Below are 15,918 nucleotides of genomic sequence, written 5' to 3'. Positions count from 1 at the left end.
ATAATTTTTGACTGGTCTTTTTACATAGTATTTTTAATATACTGATATTTAGTTAAGCCCTAGAAGTGCGTGAAGCATTAAATATAAAACAAACGTAATGACCACACTAAGCATTGTACCAATGACAAAATACTCGGAAAAAGAAGCATCTTCTACAATCAGTTTGTATCTCGCAAAAGCTTTTATCGATAGAATTGCTACGATAGGAATTAAATTACCAGAAACAAAAGATAGTAAAATCATAATACGTTCTAAATTTCCTATCATCGCCCCTGCTCCCCGAAATCCAGCTGCTGGTTTTGGAGAAGATTTATTAGTAAATCGACCTAAGTAATCCAAGTCGCTTTTAGGATCATAATTAGAACTTAGCTTTCTAATCAATAAATTGGCTGGCCGCATAAGGATTAAAATGACGAGAGTATAACTAATGATTTGTTGGTAAAAAATTTCATACCTTAATGAAATAGTAAAGTTATATAGTATATAAAGGATAGAAGCTGTAATGATAAGCGAACCTGCTATAAATAGTCCTGCCTGTTTCAAATTATATTCTTTTCTAGATTTGTATAAATATATTAGGGTTAAAATTGTTAGTACTCCTGTTAAAGTAATTTTCAGTATTTCTTCTAGATTTATACTCATATTAATGATTAATAGAATCGAAACAGTGTGAATGATTTGGCTTATTATAAAAATCATCAATTTGCCGTTTTTTGTAAAAAATTCAGCTATATTGGCTTGAGATTTAGATATAGCGTTAATTCCTTTTATTATTAAGAGAACAATTAACTTTTTATGTAAAAAATTCAATACAGGAATTGCCAGAAGAAGGAAAATGGGTTGGATGAAATCTCGATTCGGGTTCATCCATATTGAAATCAAAAAAACAACTACACTGCTCCAACCATAATTTCTGATTTGATTTTCTACTTCTAACCTAGTCCGATTATGGTATAGATCTTTAGGTTGTTTTTGAAGATAAAAGTCTCCCAGTACATGTACAATCAAACTTTCAACAATCACTTGAGCTTCCTCCAATCTTCTAATCTTTCAGCTAATTGTATTCTAGATTGAACATACTGTTTGATGTGGGTCGAAATGACTCTTTTACTAATTGTCTGCTCGCTGTAATCTTTATTTAATTTTTGATTAAGAAGAATTTTTAGTTTCTGATTATTGACTTCTTCATAACCAAATTCTTTCAATAAAATGCTTACCGTATCTTGTTGTGTGGTCGTCCATTGATTTTTAATAACATTTTGTATTCGTATAATGCTATTAAAAAAATCATCTTCAAGAGTTTCAGAAACCAGTTTCTCCGTAGTATTTCCATGATCATTGTGTGAATGTACCTTTTCGATTGCATTTCTAGCATTCCAATATACTGGGCCGTCAGAACCTATACTGATTGTTTTATCTTTAATAGGAGTAACTAACTCCCCTACCCCTATTCCCCACCGCAAAGTAACTTCTTCTTTAAGAATTGATTTCGTTAATGTTTTTAACTGGGTATCAATTAAGTCTATGATTAAAAACGTTGTCTTGAAGTCCTTAATAATTCCTTGGAATTCATCTCCAAGTGTTATTGTTAGATATGATTCGATTTGATCATTGAAATTTGTGTTTACAGTTTTTAATATTTCATTTAATATTTCCTGTAAGGGCGCTCGATTTTCAATCTTTTTTGATGCAATTATGTCTGCAATGACTGCTATACTTAATTTTGATTCCATACAATGTCTCCCTTCATTATTTATAGATAAATTATAAACCAAATAAGGTTGATTATCAATTATCAACCTTATTTGGTTTAAGAAAAAACTTTTAATGTTGAAGGTTAAGAATAAGGAACAGTATGAATTTCAAGAGTTTCTGCTCCTTGAGTCAATTTAGAAACGGGACACCGCTTTTCTGCAGAAGCAATTATTTGTTCTGCCTCTTTAAAATCAAAATCTTTGATAGAAGCAAATAGCTTAACGTCAAAGAAAAATCCTACACCACTAGATTCACGCTTTAGCTGAATCGTACTTTCAACCTTACTCTCGTTTGCAAATCCTCGGGCTTTTAAAAGAGATTGGATCGTTGCATTCAGGCACGTCGTCATGGCTAATCCGAATAATTCTTCAGGATTGGTGCCCGGATCATTATTTAAAGGACTAGAAGTAACAACCCGTAATCCTTTAGAGGTATTAACATAAGCTACGCCATTTACTCCATCTTTATTGATTATTTGTGTTTCAAAAAGTGGTTTGTTCATTTAGATCCTTATCCTTTTCTAGGCGTTAAGTCTATTCCGTCGATTTTGTCTAGTTCTGGTAGCAGAGCACGCAAGATTCGTCCACCAAAAATAAATATATCCATGACAGGAGCTACATCTTCACCAGTAATACCTAAGAAACGCATAAATAGTTCACCATCTCCAGAAACTAAAAAACGATAATATCCTGATCTCATTGCGTTTAAATCATTTAGCTCAGTCAAAATATCAGGTAGTTTGTTGCGATCCGTAACATAACCAATTTTGCTATAAGTGATTTGATAGTTTACTCGTTCTAGTTCTGCGTCATGAATGATGACTGCACAACCAACGGGTTTAGTTTTAGTTACGCGTAAAGCGGATTGAAACAAGAGTTGTTTCTGTTCAACAGTGTTTCCTTCTTTATTACGAATTGGAGCTGGTAGTTCTTTAGTTTTAAATTGAATTTTATTTTCTTCAGCCATTTTTTTAAAGTTCTCAGTAATTATACTCATTTATAAGTCCTCCAGTTAGTTTGATTGTAGTTATCATTAAATTCTCACTTTTATTATTATAACGTAGATTGTATTGTAAATACAGGCTTGAGAACAATTTGGTCAAATTTAATAATAGAAAACACCTCGGAGAAATATTTAGAAAATCCTCGTTTCATGAAAACTGACATGGTATACTACTTTTAAACTAATAAGGAGGAAGAAAATGGATTATGCAAGAAGACCAGGGTATGGTACTGAAGAAAAATGGGGACGGCAATCTTATTTTGATGGAGGATTACTTACTTACATATTGATTCAGATATTAGGCTCGATCGTTACATTTTTCACCATTGGAATTGCTTATCCATGGGTACTATGCTGGATATTCGGGTGGAAAATTAACCATACAGTAGTAGATGGTCATAGAATGCACTTTTACGGAACCGGAATTGGACTGTTCGGCAACTGGATCAAATGGTTATTACTTATGATCATTACACTAGGTATCTATGGCTTCTGGGTAGCAATCAAACTAGAAGACTGGAAAACTAAAAACACTCACTTTGTAAATTAGAAAAAATTGATAATAAGAAGGAAGCTATTTTGATAGCCCTTCTTATTTTTATGTAAATCATTGGATGCAGTAGCTAAAATTATAATAGGACGAAAGAATCATTTTTATTGGTTCAAAAAATCTAAAAGGTATCGAGTAAATAAAGCTGGATTTTCAAGATTTGGCAAATGGGCTGCTTCGGGAATTACTTTTAATTTTGCATTTGGAATTTTTGAAAGCAATATTTTTCCTATCATTATAAAATCCGAAACATCTTTTTCACCATTGATAATTAACACAGGTCGACGAATGTTCTCAATACACTTCAAACTATTGCTAATCAACTCAACTTCTTTTACATCCTGATTGGATCGAAACAGAATGTCAAAAAGCATCGTATACATCAGAGCTTTTATTCCAGCACCTATACTTTCAGCATCGCGACCTCTATTGATTCAAAAGTTGTAATTTAATTCTACAAGCTCAGGCAGACCATTTAAGTTTTCTTCCATATATTCATATTCAGTTATTTCAGCTGAATCTTCCCAGCCGCTTACAGCAGGCGAAATCAAAACCATTCTTGTAACGTATTCAGAAAAAATCAAATAAAAATCTATAGCAATTTTAGCTCCAAATGACGCCGCAACAATAGTGACTTTCTGTAGCTGATAAAACTCTATAACAGACTGCATAATACTAGTGTAATCTATTTCGTTACCTAAAATTTTACTTTTACCAAATCCTGGTAAATCAATATTAATAATAAAATACTGATGTGCTAATGATTTTGTTTCATTCAACCACATTCTTCTATCTGCGATTCCCGCATGAATAAAGAGCACAGCCTCTTCTCCAGTTCCTGATTTATCTACGGAGATTTCAGCATATTTAGAATAGATAAATTCATTCATTAGATTACCTTCTTCTGGTTGATTTATTTACTTAAATATATCATTTATTCTATAAAAAAGAACTGTCATCTCCACAGAGACGACAGTTCTTTTAATATACTCATTGTAATTAACGACGAGAACGTTCTTGGATACGTGCAGCTTTACCACGTAAGTTACGTAGGTAATACAATTTAGCACGACGTACACGACCTTGACGTGTAACTTCGATATTTGCAACACGTGGTGAATGAAGTGGGAAAGTACGCTCAACGCCTACTCCGTTAGATACTTTACGAACAGTATACATTTCGCTGATACCTTGTCCACGACGTTTGATCACTACGCCTTCAAAGATCTGGATACGCTCACGAGTTCCTTCAACGATACGTGCGTGAACACGAACTGTATCTCCAGGACGAAAGTCAGGAAGATCACTACGTAGTTGTTCTTTGGTGATGTCTTGAATTAATGGATTCATTTTAACTACTCCTTTCGCACAATACTCTTAGGCGCTTGTCCCAGCGGAATATTGTCAAATACAAGTGGTTGCCCACTCGACTATTAACTTTATCATATTAAGCATTTACTGTAAAGGGAATTCACTTGATTTTTTAAAATTTAATCTTTTTCCTGCCATTGCTTTATCCAAGCTTTTTCCTGATCTGTTAATTTTCGCTTCTCAAGCATATCCGGTCTTCTTTCAAATGTACGCTTTAAAGATTCCATATGACGCCATTCTTCAATTAATTTATGGTTTCCATTCATTAATACTTCCGGTACAGCCATCCCTTTATACTCAGCTGGTCGTGTATAATGAGGATGTTCTAGTAAACCGCTAGAGTGAGAGTCTGTTTCAGCAGATACTTCGTTACCGAGTACTCCTGGAATTAGACGTACAGCAGCGTCCATCATGACCATAGAAGCCAGTTCGCCACCCGTTAGCACATAATCTCCTAGTGATACTTCATCAGTCACTAGGCTTCTGATTCGCTCATCATAACCCTCGTAATGCCCACATATAAATACCAAATGTTCTTCTTGTGAAAATTCTTCAGCCATAGACTGATCAAAAGGTTTACCTGCTGGATCCATTAGAATAATGCGTTTGTTAGTCATAGGAGAACGCTGATTGATTTCTTCAATAGATTGAAAGATAGGCTCAGGTTTGAGCAGCATGCCAGCTCCGCCACCATATGGCGTGTCATCAACATGCTGATGCTTGCCACTGCCAAAACGCCGAAAGTTTACCATATTAACTTCTAATAAGTCTTTTTCTATTGCTCGTTTCATCATAGAATGACTTAATGGACTATCGAACATTTCTGGAAATAAAGTTATTATATCGATTTTCATTCGTCTAACCCTTCCATTATATGAGCAGTAATCACCTTGTTCCTTATATCTACATCCAAAATAACAGGATCAATATAAGGAAGCAGTAAGTCACGTTTTCCTTCACGTTGAACAACCCAGACATCATTGGCACCAGGTGAAAGAACTTCTTTCACTTTCCCCAATTCAGTACCTTCTTCGTCTATAACTGTGCAACCAATAATCTCATGTAGATAGAATTCATCATCATTTAGTTCAAGTAGATCATCTTCACTGACTTTTAGTAATCCACCCACGAATTTTTCTACATCATTAATTGTTGGATATCCATCAAAAGCAACTAAGTCAAAATTTTTATGGATTCTATGTGTACGGACAGTTAACTTAATCTGTTCATTATCCTTACCAAACCAGATCAGCGCGGCTCCAGGAAAATAACGCTCTTCCGGTGTGTTTGTAATTGAAATGACTCGAACTTCTCCTTTTAGACCATGTGTATTGACGACTTTTCCTACATCAAAATATTCCATTATCCTTCTCCTAAAAATATATTTATTCTATAAGATAGTACTCCATCTAGCGTATTGCCGAATCTGCCTAGCTTCCCATGAGATAGTCTATTTACAATATCGAAAAAACTACTCTTCCTATACGCTGCTTCTAAAGACACGCTTGCAAAATGTTTTACTGCTAATGGTCATTGCCTTTTATTATTCTATAATATAAGAAAATGGAGATGTTCTCCTCAGAGGCATCCCCATTCCCTATTAACCATCAAATTATCTAACATGGATTGAACTATAGTTTTTATTTTACTTGAATCAGTAAAATCTAGACTACTCTATTAATCTACAATTGTTAAACGTACACGTTTTGGTCCGTCAAATTGGATACTATAGACAATAGCACGAATGGCTTTAGCAATTCGTCCTTTCTTTCCAATCACACGACCGACATCATCAGGATGAACCGATAATAGATATTCATGGAATTCATCGGTGTCTTGCAAGTCAAGTTTGACTTCATCGGGATGACTGACTAACGGATTGACAATTGTAAGAATCAATTCTCTCATTTCTTTATCAGTCATAATACCATCCTTTTATGTAGGATCACTTACTTGACTGAAAGCAATCAAGTAAGATCTTTAAGTTCATTATTTTCTTCTTTTTTCGTCGTGGAATTTTTTAATAATTCCTTCTTTAGAAAGAAGATTTTTAACTGTATCAGACGGTTTAGCGCCTTCTCTTAGCCATTTTAAAACGAGTTCTTCGTCCACTTTAACTTCAGCCGGTGTTGATACTGGGTTATATGTTCCAACCGCTTCAATAATACGACCATCACGTGGAGCACGAGAATCCGCAACAACTAAACGGTAAAAAGGTTTTCTTTTAGAACCCATACGTTTCATACGAATTTTTACTGCCATGTTTAACTTGCACCTCCTGTTAGTGTCCAGCACTACTTGAATACTTCAACTAATGCCTTCTCTCAATCTCACGAAGCTTATCATAACATGAGGGAACTATGTTGTAAAGTGTTTTTTCTTTACAGAACAAAAAATTATTTTAAGTTGATTTATGCTATAGTAAAAATAAAAGGAGTTCCTAAAATGAGCTTAGAAGATCAGGACTATATTATGAGACAAATTCAACTATTTGCTAAAGGGATAGGTAAATTTTTAGATATTTTTTCTATCAAAGAAATTCTTAAATCCGAATATTCTATTGAAGATGAAATGACAGACAGAGAAATTGAAACAATCGTCTATATGGCAAGAATAGAGGAAATACAGACAGCAAGAAGTTTAACATTAGAAGAAATGAGCCAGGAATTAGGATTTGATTCAGAAAGATTAGCTGTTTTATTGAATAATGAGGAAATAGCCGAAGAGGTAGAATTATCAAAAATTATAGAATATGTAGAAGATAAGCAGGCCTGGCTCTAGAACAGAAATTAAAAAAATAATACCCTGACAAACTTATTCAATAATTTGTCAGGGTATTATTTCGATAGTATTATTTTTTACGTCTAATCTTTTTCTTTTTCTTTTTATTAAAGTTTTTGGAGGCTTTATTAAATGCCATTTTCCCTAGTTTTCCTTTTACTCCACCGCCGAATAAGCTCTCCATACCACTCATGTTGCCATTGGACATTTTACTCATCATTTCTTTTGATTGTTTGAACTGCTTGATCATCCGGTTTACTTCTGCAATATTTCTAGCAGAACCTTTTGCAATTCTGCGTCTGCGTTTTTGAGATAATAGGTCCGGATTAGTTCTTTCTTCAGGAGTCATGGACATAACAATTGCTTTCATATGAGCCATTTCTTTAGGATCCATTTCGAATTGATCCATTCCAGGTATCTGGTTGACACCTGGAATCATTTTTAATAAGTCTTCCATGGGTCCCATGTTCTGCATTTGGTCCATCTGTTCAATGAAATCGTTGAAATCATACGTATTTTCACGCATTTTTACAGCCATTTCTTCTGCTTTTTTCTCATCTACTTCCTGTTGGGCACGCTCTACTAATGTAAGAATATCGCCCATTCCAAGAATTCGATTTGCCATACGGTCTGGATGGAATGGTTCTAAAGCATCAAGGCGTTCTCCGGTACCAGTGAATTTGATTGGTTTTTGTGTTACCGAACGGATGGAAAGAGCTGCCCCACCACGAGTGTCACCATCTAGTTTTGTTAAAATAACACTAGTAATGTCCAAACGATCATTAAATGTATTTGCTACATTAACGGCATCTTGACCAGTCATGGCATCTACGACCAAGAAAATTTCATGTGGATTTACCGCTGTTTTTACATTTTCCAATTCATCCATGAGGGTCTCATCGATATGCAGACGACCAGCGGTATCAATAATAACAACGTCTCGGTTCGTATCTTTCGCTTCTTGTATTCCTTTTTCTGCAATCTCTACTGGACTCACTTGATCCCCCATACTAAATACAGGAATATTCAAGTCGTTTCCAACGGTCTGTAATTGATCAATCGCAGCTGGACGATAAATATCTGCAGCAACCATCATAGGTTTTTTGTTTTCATGTTTACGTAAATAATTCGCTAGTTTACCAGCAGTTGTTGTTTTACCAGCACCTTGTAGACCAGTCATCATATAAACAGTTGGTCCACGATCAGCGAAGATGATCTTTTCTTGTGTTCCTCCCATTAAATGAGTCAACTCATCATTAACAATCTTAACGACTTGTTGTCCTCCATTAATACTTTCAAGGACTTCTTCCCCAATTGCTTTTTCTCTTACAGTTTTAACAAATTCTCTAACAACTTTATAGTTGACATCGGCTTCAAGTAAAGCCAAACGTACTTCACGCATTGCATCTTTAACATCAGCTTCTGTAATCTTTCCTTTTTTGCGAAGACCAGAAAATGCATCTTGCAAACGTCCAGTTAATCCTTCAAAGGCCATTCAGGTTATTTCCCCTCTCGTTTAGGTTCATAGCTTACTTTATGAAGTAAATGCAATAATGTCTTATCATTGGCATAATTTTTTTCTGCGTATGAACGAATCTCATTTAGTGCATCTTGTTTTCGATCAAAGTCTTCAACTAAATGCAGTTTTTCTTCATAATCATTTAAAATTGTTTCTGATCGTCTTATATTATCATAGACAGCTTGCCTGCTGATACCAAAAGCCTCGGCGATTTCACCTAGTGAATAATCATCTCCATAATATAATCTCATATATTCTTGTTGTTTATTCGTTAGAAGTGGTCCATAGAAACTGAAAAGAGTATTCATTTGAAGTGTTTTCTCTAGTTCCATTTATATGCTCCTCTAGGCTGTCTGCTGGATTAGTTCTTTGAATAATCCATAAGCAAATTTTTCTGTATCAAAAGGATGAAGATCATTCATAGTCTCACCAAGTCCAACGAATTTCACAGGGATGTTCAATTCTTTACCAATTGCAAGCACGATTCCACCTTTGGCAGTACCATCCATTTTAGTCAATACGATTCCTGTAACGTCTGTTGTCTCTTTAAAGATTTTTGCTTGATTTAATGCATTCTGACCAGTTGTTGCATCCAGCACCAACAAAGTTTCATGAGGAGCATCAGGAATTTCTCTGCTGATGACGCGTTTCATTTTCTCTAGTTCATTCATTAAATTCTTTTTATTTTGAAGACGACCAGCGGTGTCAATAAGTAAAACATCAGCCTGATGTTCTCTTGCTTGAACGATTCCGTCATAAACAACTGCAGCGGGGTCTCCACCTTGTTTAGTTGACACGACTTGTGCGCCTACCCGGTCTCCCCAAACATGTAATTGTTCAATAGCACCTGCTCTAAATGTATCACCGGCTGCCATAACTACTTTTTTTCCTTGGTCAATATATTGATGAGCCATTTTAGCTATTGTAGTTGTTTTCCCCACACCATTAACGCCCACGAACAAAATGACTGTTAAACCGTTTGGGTTATCATTAAATATATGATGATCCGGATTAGTTTCCCCATATAAATCGACCATTGTTTGAACGATAACTCGTTCTGCATCTGCCATACTTTTAACATTCTGCACTTTAGATTCCTGTCTTAATGTTTCAGAAATATACATCGTTGCTTCGAAACCAACATCTGATTCGATCAGCAAATCTTCCAATTCTTCAAAGAATTCCTCATCTTCATAACGGAAATTAGCAAAAAGTTCATTTAAGCGACGTGTGAATGAGCGACGGGACTTCTGCAAACCTTTTTCATATGAATTCGCTTTTTCTTGTTCTTTTTTTACTTGTTCAAGTTGTTTTTGTTCAGTTTCTTCTGGCAATTTAATTTCTTTATCTGTATTCGTAAAGGCGGATTTGATTTTATCGAATAATCCCATGTTTTCCCAACTTTCTATTTAAATGTAGTAGATTATTTAGAATAACAGTCAAATGCTATTTAAATCAGTTTAACACATATTGATCAATAGCATAAGCAACACCATGGTCGACATTCGACTTTGTAATAAGATCTGCATGTTTTTTCACTTCATCAGTAGCATTTTCCATAGCAACTCCAATACCCGCATACTGGATCATTGCCAGATCATTTTCCTGATCCCCAATTGCCATGATTTCACTCACATCTAGTGCCAATTCCTTTGCCAGCAATGCTAATCCTTTTCCTTTATCTACAGCTTTAGGCAGGATTTCAAGCAAATTTGGACGTGACTTCATTATTGTATATCTATCATAATACTCAGCAGGTATTTTTCTGATTGCTTCATCCAATTCGAACTCATGCCAGCAGAATATCAGCTTATTCATAGCGGTAGAATCTGGAAGGGAAGCAGTATTAATAGGCTTAAAAGGAAGCAAATTCATTATAGTTGGATATAATGAATTTTTACCATTTGGATAACCTGGTTCATAAACAGTATTCAAATCAATGAAATTACAAGGAACGTCTAGTGTTTTACTTAGTTCATAGATTTCTAAAACTTCTTCTTTACTCATAGTTATTTGACTTAAGCTTTCTCCTGTTCGCGTCCACTGAATCAGGCCACCGTTATAAGTGATTCCCAAATCACCATCTTCGAGTAAGTTACAAGCTTCAAGAATATGAAGAATCGCTTTTAAGGGTCTTCCAGTACACAAAACAACCTTAACACCAGCATCTTTTGCCCGCTGGATTGCTTGTCTATTTTCTTCTGAAACTTCTTTTTCTTTATTCAACAAGGTTCCATCTAAATCTAATGCTATTAATTTAATTCCCACTCTGCACGCTCCTAAATAAAATAATTGATTTGTTATATTGAAAAAATTTTTACCTAATTAGAAAAATAAATGAGCATTTTGAAATAGTGAATGATCTCTATGGGTCAAGAGACACCTTCTATTTGTTCAACATCCTTCAACCTTACAGATACTAATTTTGAAACACCTTTTTCCCGCATTGTAACTCCATATAAGCTATCAGCTTCTTCCATGGTTCCTTTTCTGTGAGTGATAACAATGAATTGGGTATTCATTGAAAAGTTCTGCAAATACTTTCCAAATCTTGAAACGTTAGCTTCATCCAATGCTGCTTCTGCTTCATCTAATATACAAAATGGAATAGGACGCACTTCTATAATGGCAAATAGTAAAGAAATAGCCGTCAATGCTCTTTCGCCACCGGATAAGAGACTTAAAGACTGTAAATTTTTTCCAGGAGGTTGAGCAACAATTTCAACTCCAGAAGTTAAAAGGTTTTCTGGATCAGTTAATCGTAATTCAGCTTTTCCTCCCCCAAACATACGGGGAAAAACGAGAGTGAACTGTTCTTTTATCAGATCAAAAGTTTCTTTGAAGCGTTTAGCAACTTCCGAATCCATCTGATCCATCGTATCGTAAAGTTTTGCTTTGGCTTCAAGCAAGTCCCGTTGTTGCTCACTTAAAAAGGTGAATCGATCAAATACTTTTTCATATTCCTGAATCGCCCCAATATTTACGGGGCCTAATTCTTCAATTCCTTTTTTTAATAATTTAACTTTTTTCTGAGCTTCTTCTTCTGATAATTCAATTGGATCCAGTCTGGCTTCTTCAAAACTCATTCCATACTCTTCTGATAAATAAGTTAATAGATGATCTAATGAAACATCTGCACGGGAAGATTCAATTTCAATTTTGGATTTCAAATCACTAAGTCTTTGTTTATCGGCTTGTTTAGCAACTAAGCGATCTTCGATTTGGGTCTGTATAGCTTCAGTATTTTGTATTTCAGATTTCATAGAAGCTTCTCTTTCTCGAAGCTGTTTGTTGTTTTGCTTGTAATTTAGTAATTGTTGTTGTAGTTCTTCCTTGGATCCGAAATTTTCCCCAGCTTCATAAGCCTTAAGGTCAGCGTGCAATAAATCAATATTTTCATCAATTTGATTTTTCTGATTTTTAAAATGAGCGACTTCTGCTTTTACAGCTGCTTGCTGTTCATTGACAGACTGTAAATTTGTTATCAGTGTTTCCAGCTCATTCTGGATTAGAAGCTTTTGAGCTTCTATATCTTCTTTTTCAGCAGATAATTCGTTCATTTCCTTTTTCTGCTTCTCCATTTTATCTTCAATCAGTTCTCTTTCAGTACTAATTTCTTCTAATCGTTTTTGGCTGTTAAAGAATTCTTTTTCTACTTGGCTAGATTCATAGGATAACGCTTGCTGCTCTCTGCTGAGACGAGTACGTTTTTCTTCGACAGAATTGAGTTCATTCTGAAGTTGTTTTTCTTCTACTCGTTTCTCTTCTCCGTTTGATCGAATCTCTTCCAGTTTATTGTTTACTGTTGCCAGAGTATCTTTGTCATTGGAGAGTTCTTTTTTGCGTAGCTGGACTGTTTTTTCTGCTTCATCTATAAAAATATTTAAATCTTTTAATTCCTTTTTTTGAGAAAAAAGATGAGAATTAGAAGACCGTTTTCCGCCTCCGCCAGTCATTGACCCTCCGGCATTCATCATGTCTCCTTGAAGACTAACGACTCGGTAACGATAATTGACTGTTCGAGCTATTGTATTCGCAGCTTCTAATGATTCTGCTACGATGGTATTTCCTAATAAATTTTCCAATATGTTTGATACTCGGTCATTATAATGAATTAACTCACTTGCTATTCCGATAAAACCTGGAATTTGTTTGGCAGAGTTTTTGATTTCTGGTCTTATCAGGCGGGACTGGATCGTAGTGAGTGGCAGGAAAGTCGCTCTGCCGGCTCGTGTCGCTTTTAGATATTGAATCGCCTCACGACCAGCCAATTCATCTTCTACCACGATGAATTGACTGGTTGAGGATAATACTGTATCGATTGCTTCAACGTATGATTTGGGTACTTCGATTAGATCAGCAACAGTACCCACAATCCCAGTTAATTGTGATTTTTGTTTCATCACCGCTTTTACACCAGCAAAATAGCCTGCATAATTCTCCTGCATTTCAAGCAAGCTTGTTCTCTTTGCAATGGCTTGCTGCAATTTACTTTGAGATTGATTTAGACGCAATTCTTTATTTTCAATCGAACTAGTCAATGCATTCAATTGCTCTTTTGTCGACTGAAAAGAATTCAATAAAGTATTTACTTCTTTTTCAAGCTGAGAATGAAGTTCTGATTTAGCAGCAACTTCTTTTTCAAGTTCATTCAGTTCTTGAGTTGTTTTTACTGAATTTCTTGAAACTTTTTCTTTAGAAACAGCTTGTTGTTGTAGTTGACGCTCCAGATAAGTTTGTTCATTTTTTAAAGTGGTTTGTTCTTGCATTAGATCAATATAAGCGGCACGTAGATTTTCTATAGCTTCTTCTCTATTGCCTTCTAAACGTTCCTTTTGTGCCTGCTTTTCGTTAATCTCGTTTTTTAAAGCTGTTTCTTTTTCAGATAGCCTCTTTGATTTGACAGTCACGCTATCAAGCTGTGTTGTGATGGCTGACTTCTGTTCGTCTAATCTTTTAATTGCTGCTTTTTTTTCAGTTACAAATGCTTCTTTATGTTTCTCTTTTTCTGCATAAAGTGTTAAGGCTGATTCCGTACGTTCGATTGATTGGACAATCTGTAATAACTTATTTTGCAACTCTTCTCGCTGTTGTTCCAGTTTGAGATGATCAAGTTTATATTTTTGAAAATCTCGATTATCATCATCAATTGACTGCGTCAGTTCAGTAAGGTCTCCAGTAACTACAGAGAGCTTTTCCTGATTGTTCTCTACCGTTTGTTGTAACTGTTGGATCTTCATTACTGTATATCCAATATCAATTCCGGTTAATTCTTCTTTTTGTTCAATATATGATTTTGCTAAATCACTTTGAATCCTCAATGGTTCTACTTGTGCATCTAATTCATAAAGAATATCCTGTACCCGGTCAAGGTTATCTTGTGTATCTTCCAGTTTTCTTTCTGCACTCTGTTTTCGCATCTTGTATTTAAAAACACCTGCAGCTTCTTCAAAAATGGAACGACGGTCCTCTGCTTTACTATTAAAGATTGCCTCGACTTGACCTTGAGAGATAATAGAGAAAGATTCCTTTCCTAATCCAGAATCCATGAATAAATCTACAATATCTTTTAAACGACAAGTCTGTTTATTCATAAAATAATCACTCTCACCATTTCGATTGATTCGGCGAGTTACACTTACTTCTTCAAAGTCGACAGGAAGAAAGCCATCTTGATTATCTAAAATCAAGGTGACTTCTGCAATGTTTACTGATTTTCTTGAGTCAGTACCAGAAAATATAATATCATGCATCCGCCCCCCGCGAAGATTCTTGGCAGATTGTTCTCCCATTACCCAGCGAATGGCTTCGATTATATTACTTTTTCCACTACCGTTTGGTCCAACCACAGCTGTAACACCATCGTTAAATTCCAGTGTCGTTTTGTCGGCAAACGACTTAAACCCTTTTAGTTCTAGCCTCTTTAATTGCACAGACGTTTTCTCTCCTTGCTAACGTATAAAGCGATAAAAGAAAAATACTCTTTTTCGTTTCATTTAACTATTTTTTTCTAATGTCTGTAAGGCAACTCTAGCAGCTTCTTGTTCTGCTCCCTTTTTAGAACGACCTTTACCAGTACCTAATGAATCTCCTTCTACAAACACTTCTACAACGAATTGCCGATCATGATCAGGTCCAATTTCTTTTATGACCTGATACGCTATTGTTACGACACCGTTTTTCTGCAATAACTCCTGTAAAGCTGTTTTATGATCCATCCCATGAGAGAAAGCACCGGAATCAATTTTAGGAAATAAAACTCGTCTTAGAAAATCCATTACAGTTTCCATTCCCTGATCTAAAAATATGGCACCAACGAAGGCTTCAAAAACATCACACAATAGTGATGGTCTCTTGCGTCCGTTCATTAGCTCTTCACCTTTTCCCAGACAAAGAAACTGAGCTAATTCACATTCCTTTGCTAATTTTGCCAGACTTTCTGCTCTGACGATAGAAGCACGCATACGAGTTAATTGACCTTCTGGTAATTCGGGAAATTTTTTGTACAGATATTCAGAAACTGTTAATTCTAACACAGCGTCGCCTAAAAATTCTAAACGTTCTAAATTTTTTAATGTTAAGTCTCGGTGATCATTCGCATAGGATGAATGAGTAAAGGCTTCAATCAATAACTCATTATCATGAAATGTGATTCCAAAATTATTCTTTACATGCTCAAAAAGTTGTTCAGTCAAACTTTTACACTCCTTTCAATCAATTATATAACTATATTATACTTGAAAAAAAGTTAAAAATAAATATACAATCCATTCGTTGAGCTAATCTAATGCAGACTCTGTACAATACAAATAAAAAAGATACTTCGCTAAAAGTATCTTTATATCATATCACTAGTGTTGCATTAAATAATTTAACTGTTTCAACACATAAAAAAGTCCTTTATAATGGGGTTGGATGACTTATCCAAGACCAAAACAAA

General features: G+C 35.1%; 19 protein-coding genes. 2 read left to right on the top strand and 17 right to left on the bottom strand.

All coding sequences use genetic code 11. From position 1 onward, the window contains the following. Positions 1–48: 48 nt before the first annotated feature. The 4 genes from BM212_RS00095 to BM212_RS00080 form a co-directional block, all read right to left on the bottom strand. Positions 49–1,023, bottom strand: coding sequence for a hypothetical protein (locus BM212_RS00095; protein WP_072694898.1), 975 nt, complete (start codon positions 1,021–1,023; stop codon positions 49–51). Further along, positions 1,020–1,733, bottom strand: a complete 714-nt coding sequence (locus BM212_RS00090; RefSeq protein ID WP_072694899.1) for a SatD family protein — start codon at positions 1,731–1,733, stop codon at positions 1,020–1,022. Before BM212_RS00090 ends, BM212_RS00095 begins: the two co-directional genes overlap by 4 nt. 104 nt (positions 1,734–1,837) lie before the next feature. Next, positions 1,838–2,257 carry an OsmC family protein gene (locus BM212_RS00085; protein WP_245750907.1) on the bottom strand — a complete coding sequence of 140 codons (420 nt, stop codon included), beginning with the start codon at positions 2,255–2,257 and terminating at the stop codon, positions 1,838–1,840. Between the two features lie 8 nt (positions 2,258–2,265). Beyond that, positions 2,266–2,751 (bottom strand): hypothetical protein, encoded by a 486-nt coding sequence (locus tag BM212_RS00080; protein ID WP_091895134.1) that lies wholly within the window; start codon positions 2,749–2,751, stop codon positions 2,266–2,268. Positions 2,752–2,956: 205 nt separating this feature from the next. On the opposite strand from BM212_RS00080, the gene BM212_RS00075 reads away from it, so the two are divergent. After that, positions 2,957–3,307 carry a YjgN family protein gene (locus BM212_RS00075; RefSeq protein ID WP_091895132.1) on the top strand — a complete coding sequence of 117 codons (351 nt, stop codon included), beginning with the start codon at positions 2,957–2,959 and terminating at the stop codon, positions 3,305–3,307. 104 nt (positions 3,308–3,411) lie between these two features. Here BM212_RS00075 and BM212_RS00070 read toward each other — a convergent pair whose 3' ends face one another. The 7 genes from BM212_RS00070 to rpsP form a co-directional block, all read right to left on the bottom strand. Continuing rightward, positions 3,412–3,690 (bottom strand): alpha/beta fold hydrolase, encoded by a 279-nt coding sequence (locus BM212_RS00070; RefSeq protein ID WP_072694903.1) that lies wholly within the window; start codon positions 3,688–3,690, stop codon positions 3,412–3,414. Positions 3,691–3,741: 51 nt separating this feature from the next. After that, positions 3,742–4,197, bottom strand: coding sequence for an alpha/beta fold hydrolase (locus BM212_RS00065; RefSeq protein WP_072694904.1), 456 nt, complete (start codon positions 4,195–4,197; stop codon positions 3,742–3,744). A 109-nt stretch (positions 4,198–4,306) separates the two neighbouring features. Further along, the gene (gene rplS / locus BM212_RS00060) at positions 4,307–4,657 is read right to left on the bottom strand and encodes a 50S ribosomal protein L19 (RefSeq protein ID WP_072694905.1); all 351 of its coding nucleotides are present in this window, start codon (positions 4,655–4,657) and stop codon (positions 4,307–4,309) included. Between the two features lie 140 nt (positions 4,658–4,797). Continuing rightward, positions 4,798–5,532 (bottom strand): tRNA (guanosine(37)-N1)-methyltransferase TrmD, encoded by a 735-nt coding sequence (gene trmD / locus BM212_RS00055; RefSeq protein ID WP_072694906.1) that lies wholly within the window; start codon positions 5,530–5,532, stop codon positions 4,798–4,800. Next, positions 5,529–6,044 (bottom strand): ribosome maturation factor RimM, encoded by a 516-nt coding sequence (gene rimM / locus BM212_RS00050; RefSeq protein WP_072694907.1) that lies wholly within the window; start codon positions 6,042–6,044, stop codon positions 5,529–5,531. Before rimM ends, trmD begins: the two co-directional genes overlap by 4 nt. A gap of 311 nt (positions 6,045–6,355) precedes the next feature. Continuing rightward, positions 6,356–6,601: a KH domain-containing protein gene (locus BM212_RS00045; protein WP_072694908.1), complete on the bottom strand. Its 246-nt coding sequence runs from the start codon at positions 6,599–6,601 to the stop codon at positions 6,356–6,358. A 66-nt stretch (positions 6,602–6,667) separates the two neighbouring features. Then, complete coding sequence (gene rpsP, locus BM212_RS00040) at positions 6,668–6,940, bottom strand: 30S ribosomal protein S16 (RefSeq protein WP_072694909.1); 273 nt, start codon at positions 6,938–6,940, stop codon at positions 6,668–6,670. 183 nt (positions 6,941–7,123) lie between these two features. Here rpsP and BM212_RS00035 point away from each other — a divergent pair, with 183 nt between their 5' ends. Further along, on the top strand, positions 7,124–7,459 hold the full coding sequence (locus BM212_RS00035; protein ID WP_072694910.1) for a helix-turn-helix domain-containing protein: 336 nt from the start codon (positions 7,124–7,126) through the stop codon (positions 7,457–7,459). A gap of 70 nt (positions 7,460–7,529) precedes the next feature. On the opposite strand, the gene ffh is transcribed toward BM212_RS00035, so the two are convergent. From ffh to rnc, 6 genes are all read right to left on the bottom strand, one after another. Continuing rightward, a complete protein-coding gene (ffh, locus tag BM212_RS00030; protein WP_072694911.1) occupies positions 7,530–8,954 on the bottom strand; it encodes a signal recognition particle protein in 1,425 nt (474 codons plus the stop codon). 5 nt (positions 8,955–8,959) lie between these two features. Further along, positions 8,960–9,310 (bottom strand): putative DNA-binding protein, encoded by a 351-nt coding sequence (locus BM212_RS00025; RefSeq protein WP_072694912.1) that lies wholly within the window; start codon positions 9,308–9,310, stop codon positions 8,960–8,962. Between the two features lie 12 nt (positions 9,311–9,322). Beyond that, positions 9,323–10,369: a signal recognition particle-docking protein FtsY gene (gene ftsY / locus BM212_RS00020; protein WP_072694913.1), complete on the bottom strand. Its 1,047-nt coding sequence runs from the start codon at positions 10,367–10,369 to the stop codon at positions 9,323–9,325. 64 nt (positions 10,370–10,433) lie between these two features. Beyond that, positions 10,434–11,246: a Cof-type HAD-IIB family hydrolase gene (locus BM212_RS00015; protein ID WP_245750906.1), complete on the bottom strand. Its 813-nt coding sequence runs from the start codon at positions 11,244–11,246 to the stop codon at positions 10,434–10,436. Positions 11,247–11,350: 104 nt separating this feature from the next. Next, positions 11,351–14,911 (bottom strand): chromosome segregation protein SMC, encoded by a 3,561-nt coding sequence (gene smc / locus BM212_RS00010; protein ID WP_091895129.1) that lies wholly within the window; start codon positions 14,909–14,911, stop codon positions 11,351–11,353. Positions 14,912–14,974: 63 nt separating this feature from the next. Continuing rightward, positions 14,975–15,673 carry a ribonuclease III gene (rnc, locus tag BM212_RS00005; protein WP_091895126.1) on the bottom strand — a complete coding sequence of 233 codons (699 nt, stop codon included), beginning with the start codon at positions 15,671–15,673 and terminating at the stop codon, positions 14,975–14,977. Positions 15,674–15,918 lie beyond the last annotated feature (245 nt).

Origin of the sequence: Marinilactibacillus piezotolerans (assembly GCF_900114235.1) — a bacterium.
GTDB classification, from domain to species: domain Bacteria; phylum Bacillota; class Bacilli; order Lactobacillales; family Carnobacteriaceae_A; genus Marinilactibacillus; species Marinilactibacillus piezotolerans.
The sequence above is the reverse complement of the archived record's forward strand: the minus strand, read 5'-3'. Positions and strand labels throughout refer to the sequence as shown.

Bases quoted from the DNA above. Each gene is read 5' to 3' on its own strand.
- BM212_RS00035 (WP_072694910.1), top strand. From the start codon at position 7,124: ATGAGCTTAGAAGATCAGGACTATATTATGAGACAAATTCAACTATTT.
- BM212_RS00065 (WP_072694904.1), bottom strand. From the start codon at position 4,197: ATGAATGAATTTATCTATTCTAAATATGCTGAAATCTCCGTAGATAAA.
- rpsP (WP_072694909.1), bottom strand. From the start codon at position 6,940: ATGGCAGTAAAAATTCGTATGAAACGTATGGGTTCTAAAAGAAAACCT.
- rplS (WP_072694905.1), bottom strand. From the start codon at position 4,657: ATGAATCCATTAATTCAAGACATCACCAAAGAACAACTACGTAGTGAT.
- trmD (WP_072694906.1), bottom strand. From the start codon at position 5,532: ATGAAAATCGATATAATAACTTTATTTCCAGAAATGTTCGATAGTCCA.
- BM212_RS00090 (WP_072694899.1), bottom strand. From the start codon at position 1,733: ATGGAATCAAAATTAAGTATAGCAGTCATTGCAGACATAATTGCATCA.
- BM212_RS00025 (WP_072694912.1), bottom strand. From the start codon at position 9,310: ATGGAACTAGAGAAAACACTTCAAATGAATACTCTTTTCAGTTTCTAT.
- BM212_RS00075 (WP_091895132.1), top strand. From the start codon at position 2,957: ATGGATTATGCAAGAAGACCAGGGTATGGTACTGAAGAAAAATGGGGA.
- BM212_RS00045 (WP_072694908.1), bottom strand. From the start codon at position 6,601: ATGACTGATAAAGAAATGAGAGAATTGATTCTTACAATTGTCAATCCG.
- BM212_RS00070 (WP_072694903.1), bottom strand. From the start codon at position 3,690: ATGTATACGATGCTTTTTGACATTCTGTTTCGATCCAATCAGGATGTA.
- ffh (WP_072694911.1), bottom strand. From the start codon at position 8,954: ATGGCCTTTGAAGGATTAACTGGACGTTTGCAAGATGCATTTTCTGGT.
- BM212_RS00080 (WP_091895134.1), bottom strand. From the start codon at position 2,751: ATGAGTATAATTACTGAGAACTTTAAAAAAATGGCTGAAGAAAATAAA.
- BM212_RS00085 (WP_245750907.1), bottom strand. From the start codon at position 2,257: ATGAACAAACCACTTTTTGAAACACAAATAATCAATAAAGATGGAGTA.
- ftsY (WP_072694913.1), bottom strand. From the start codon at position 10,369: ATGGGATTATTCGATAAAATCAAATCCGCCTTTACGAATACAGATAAA.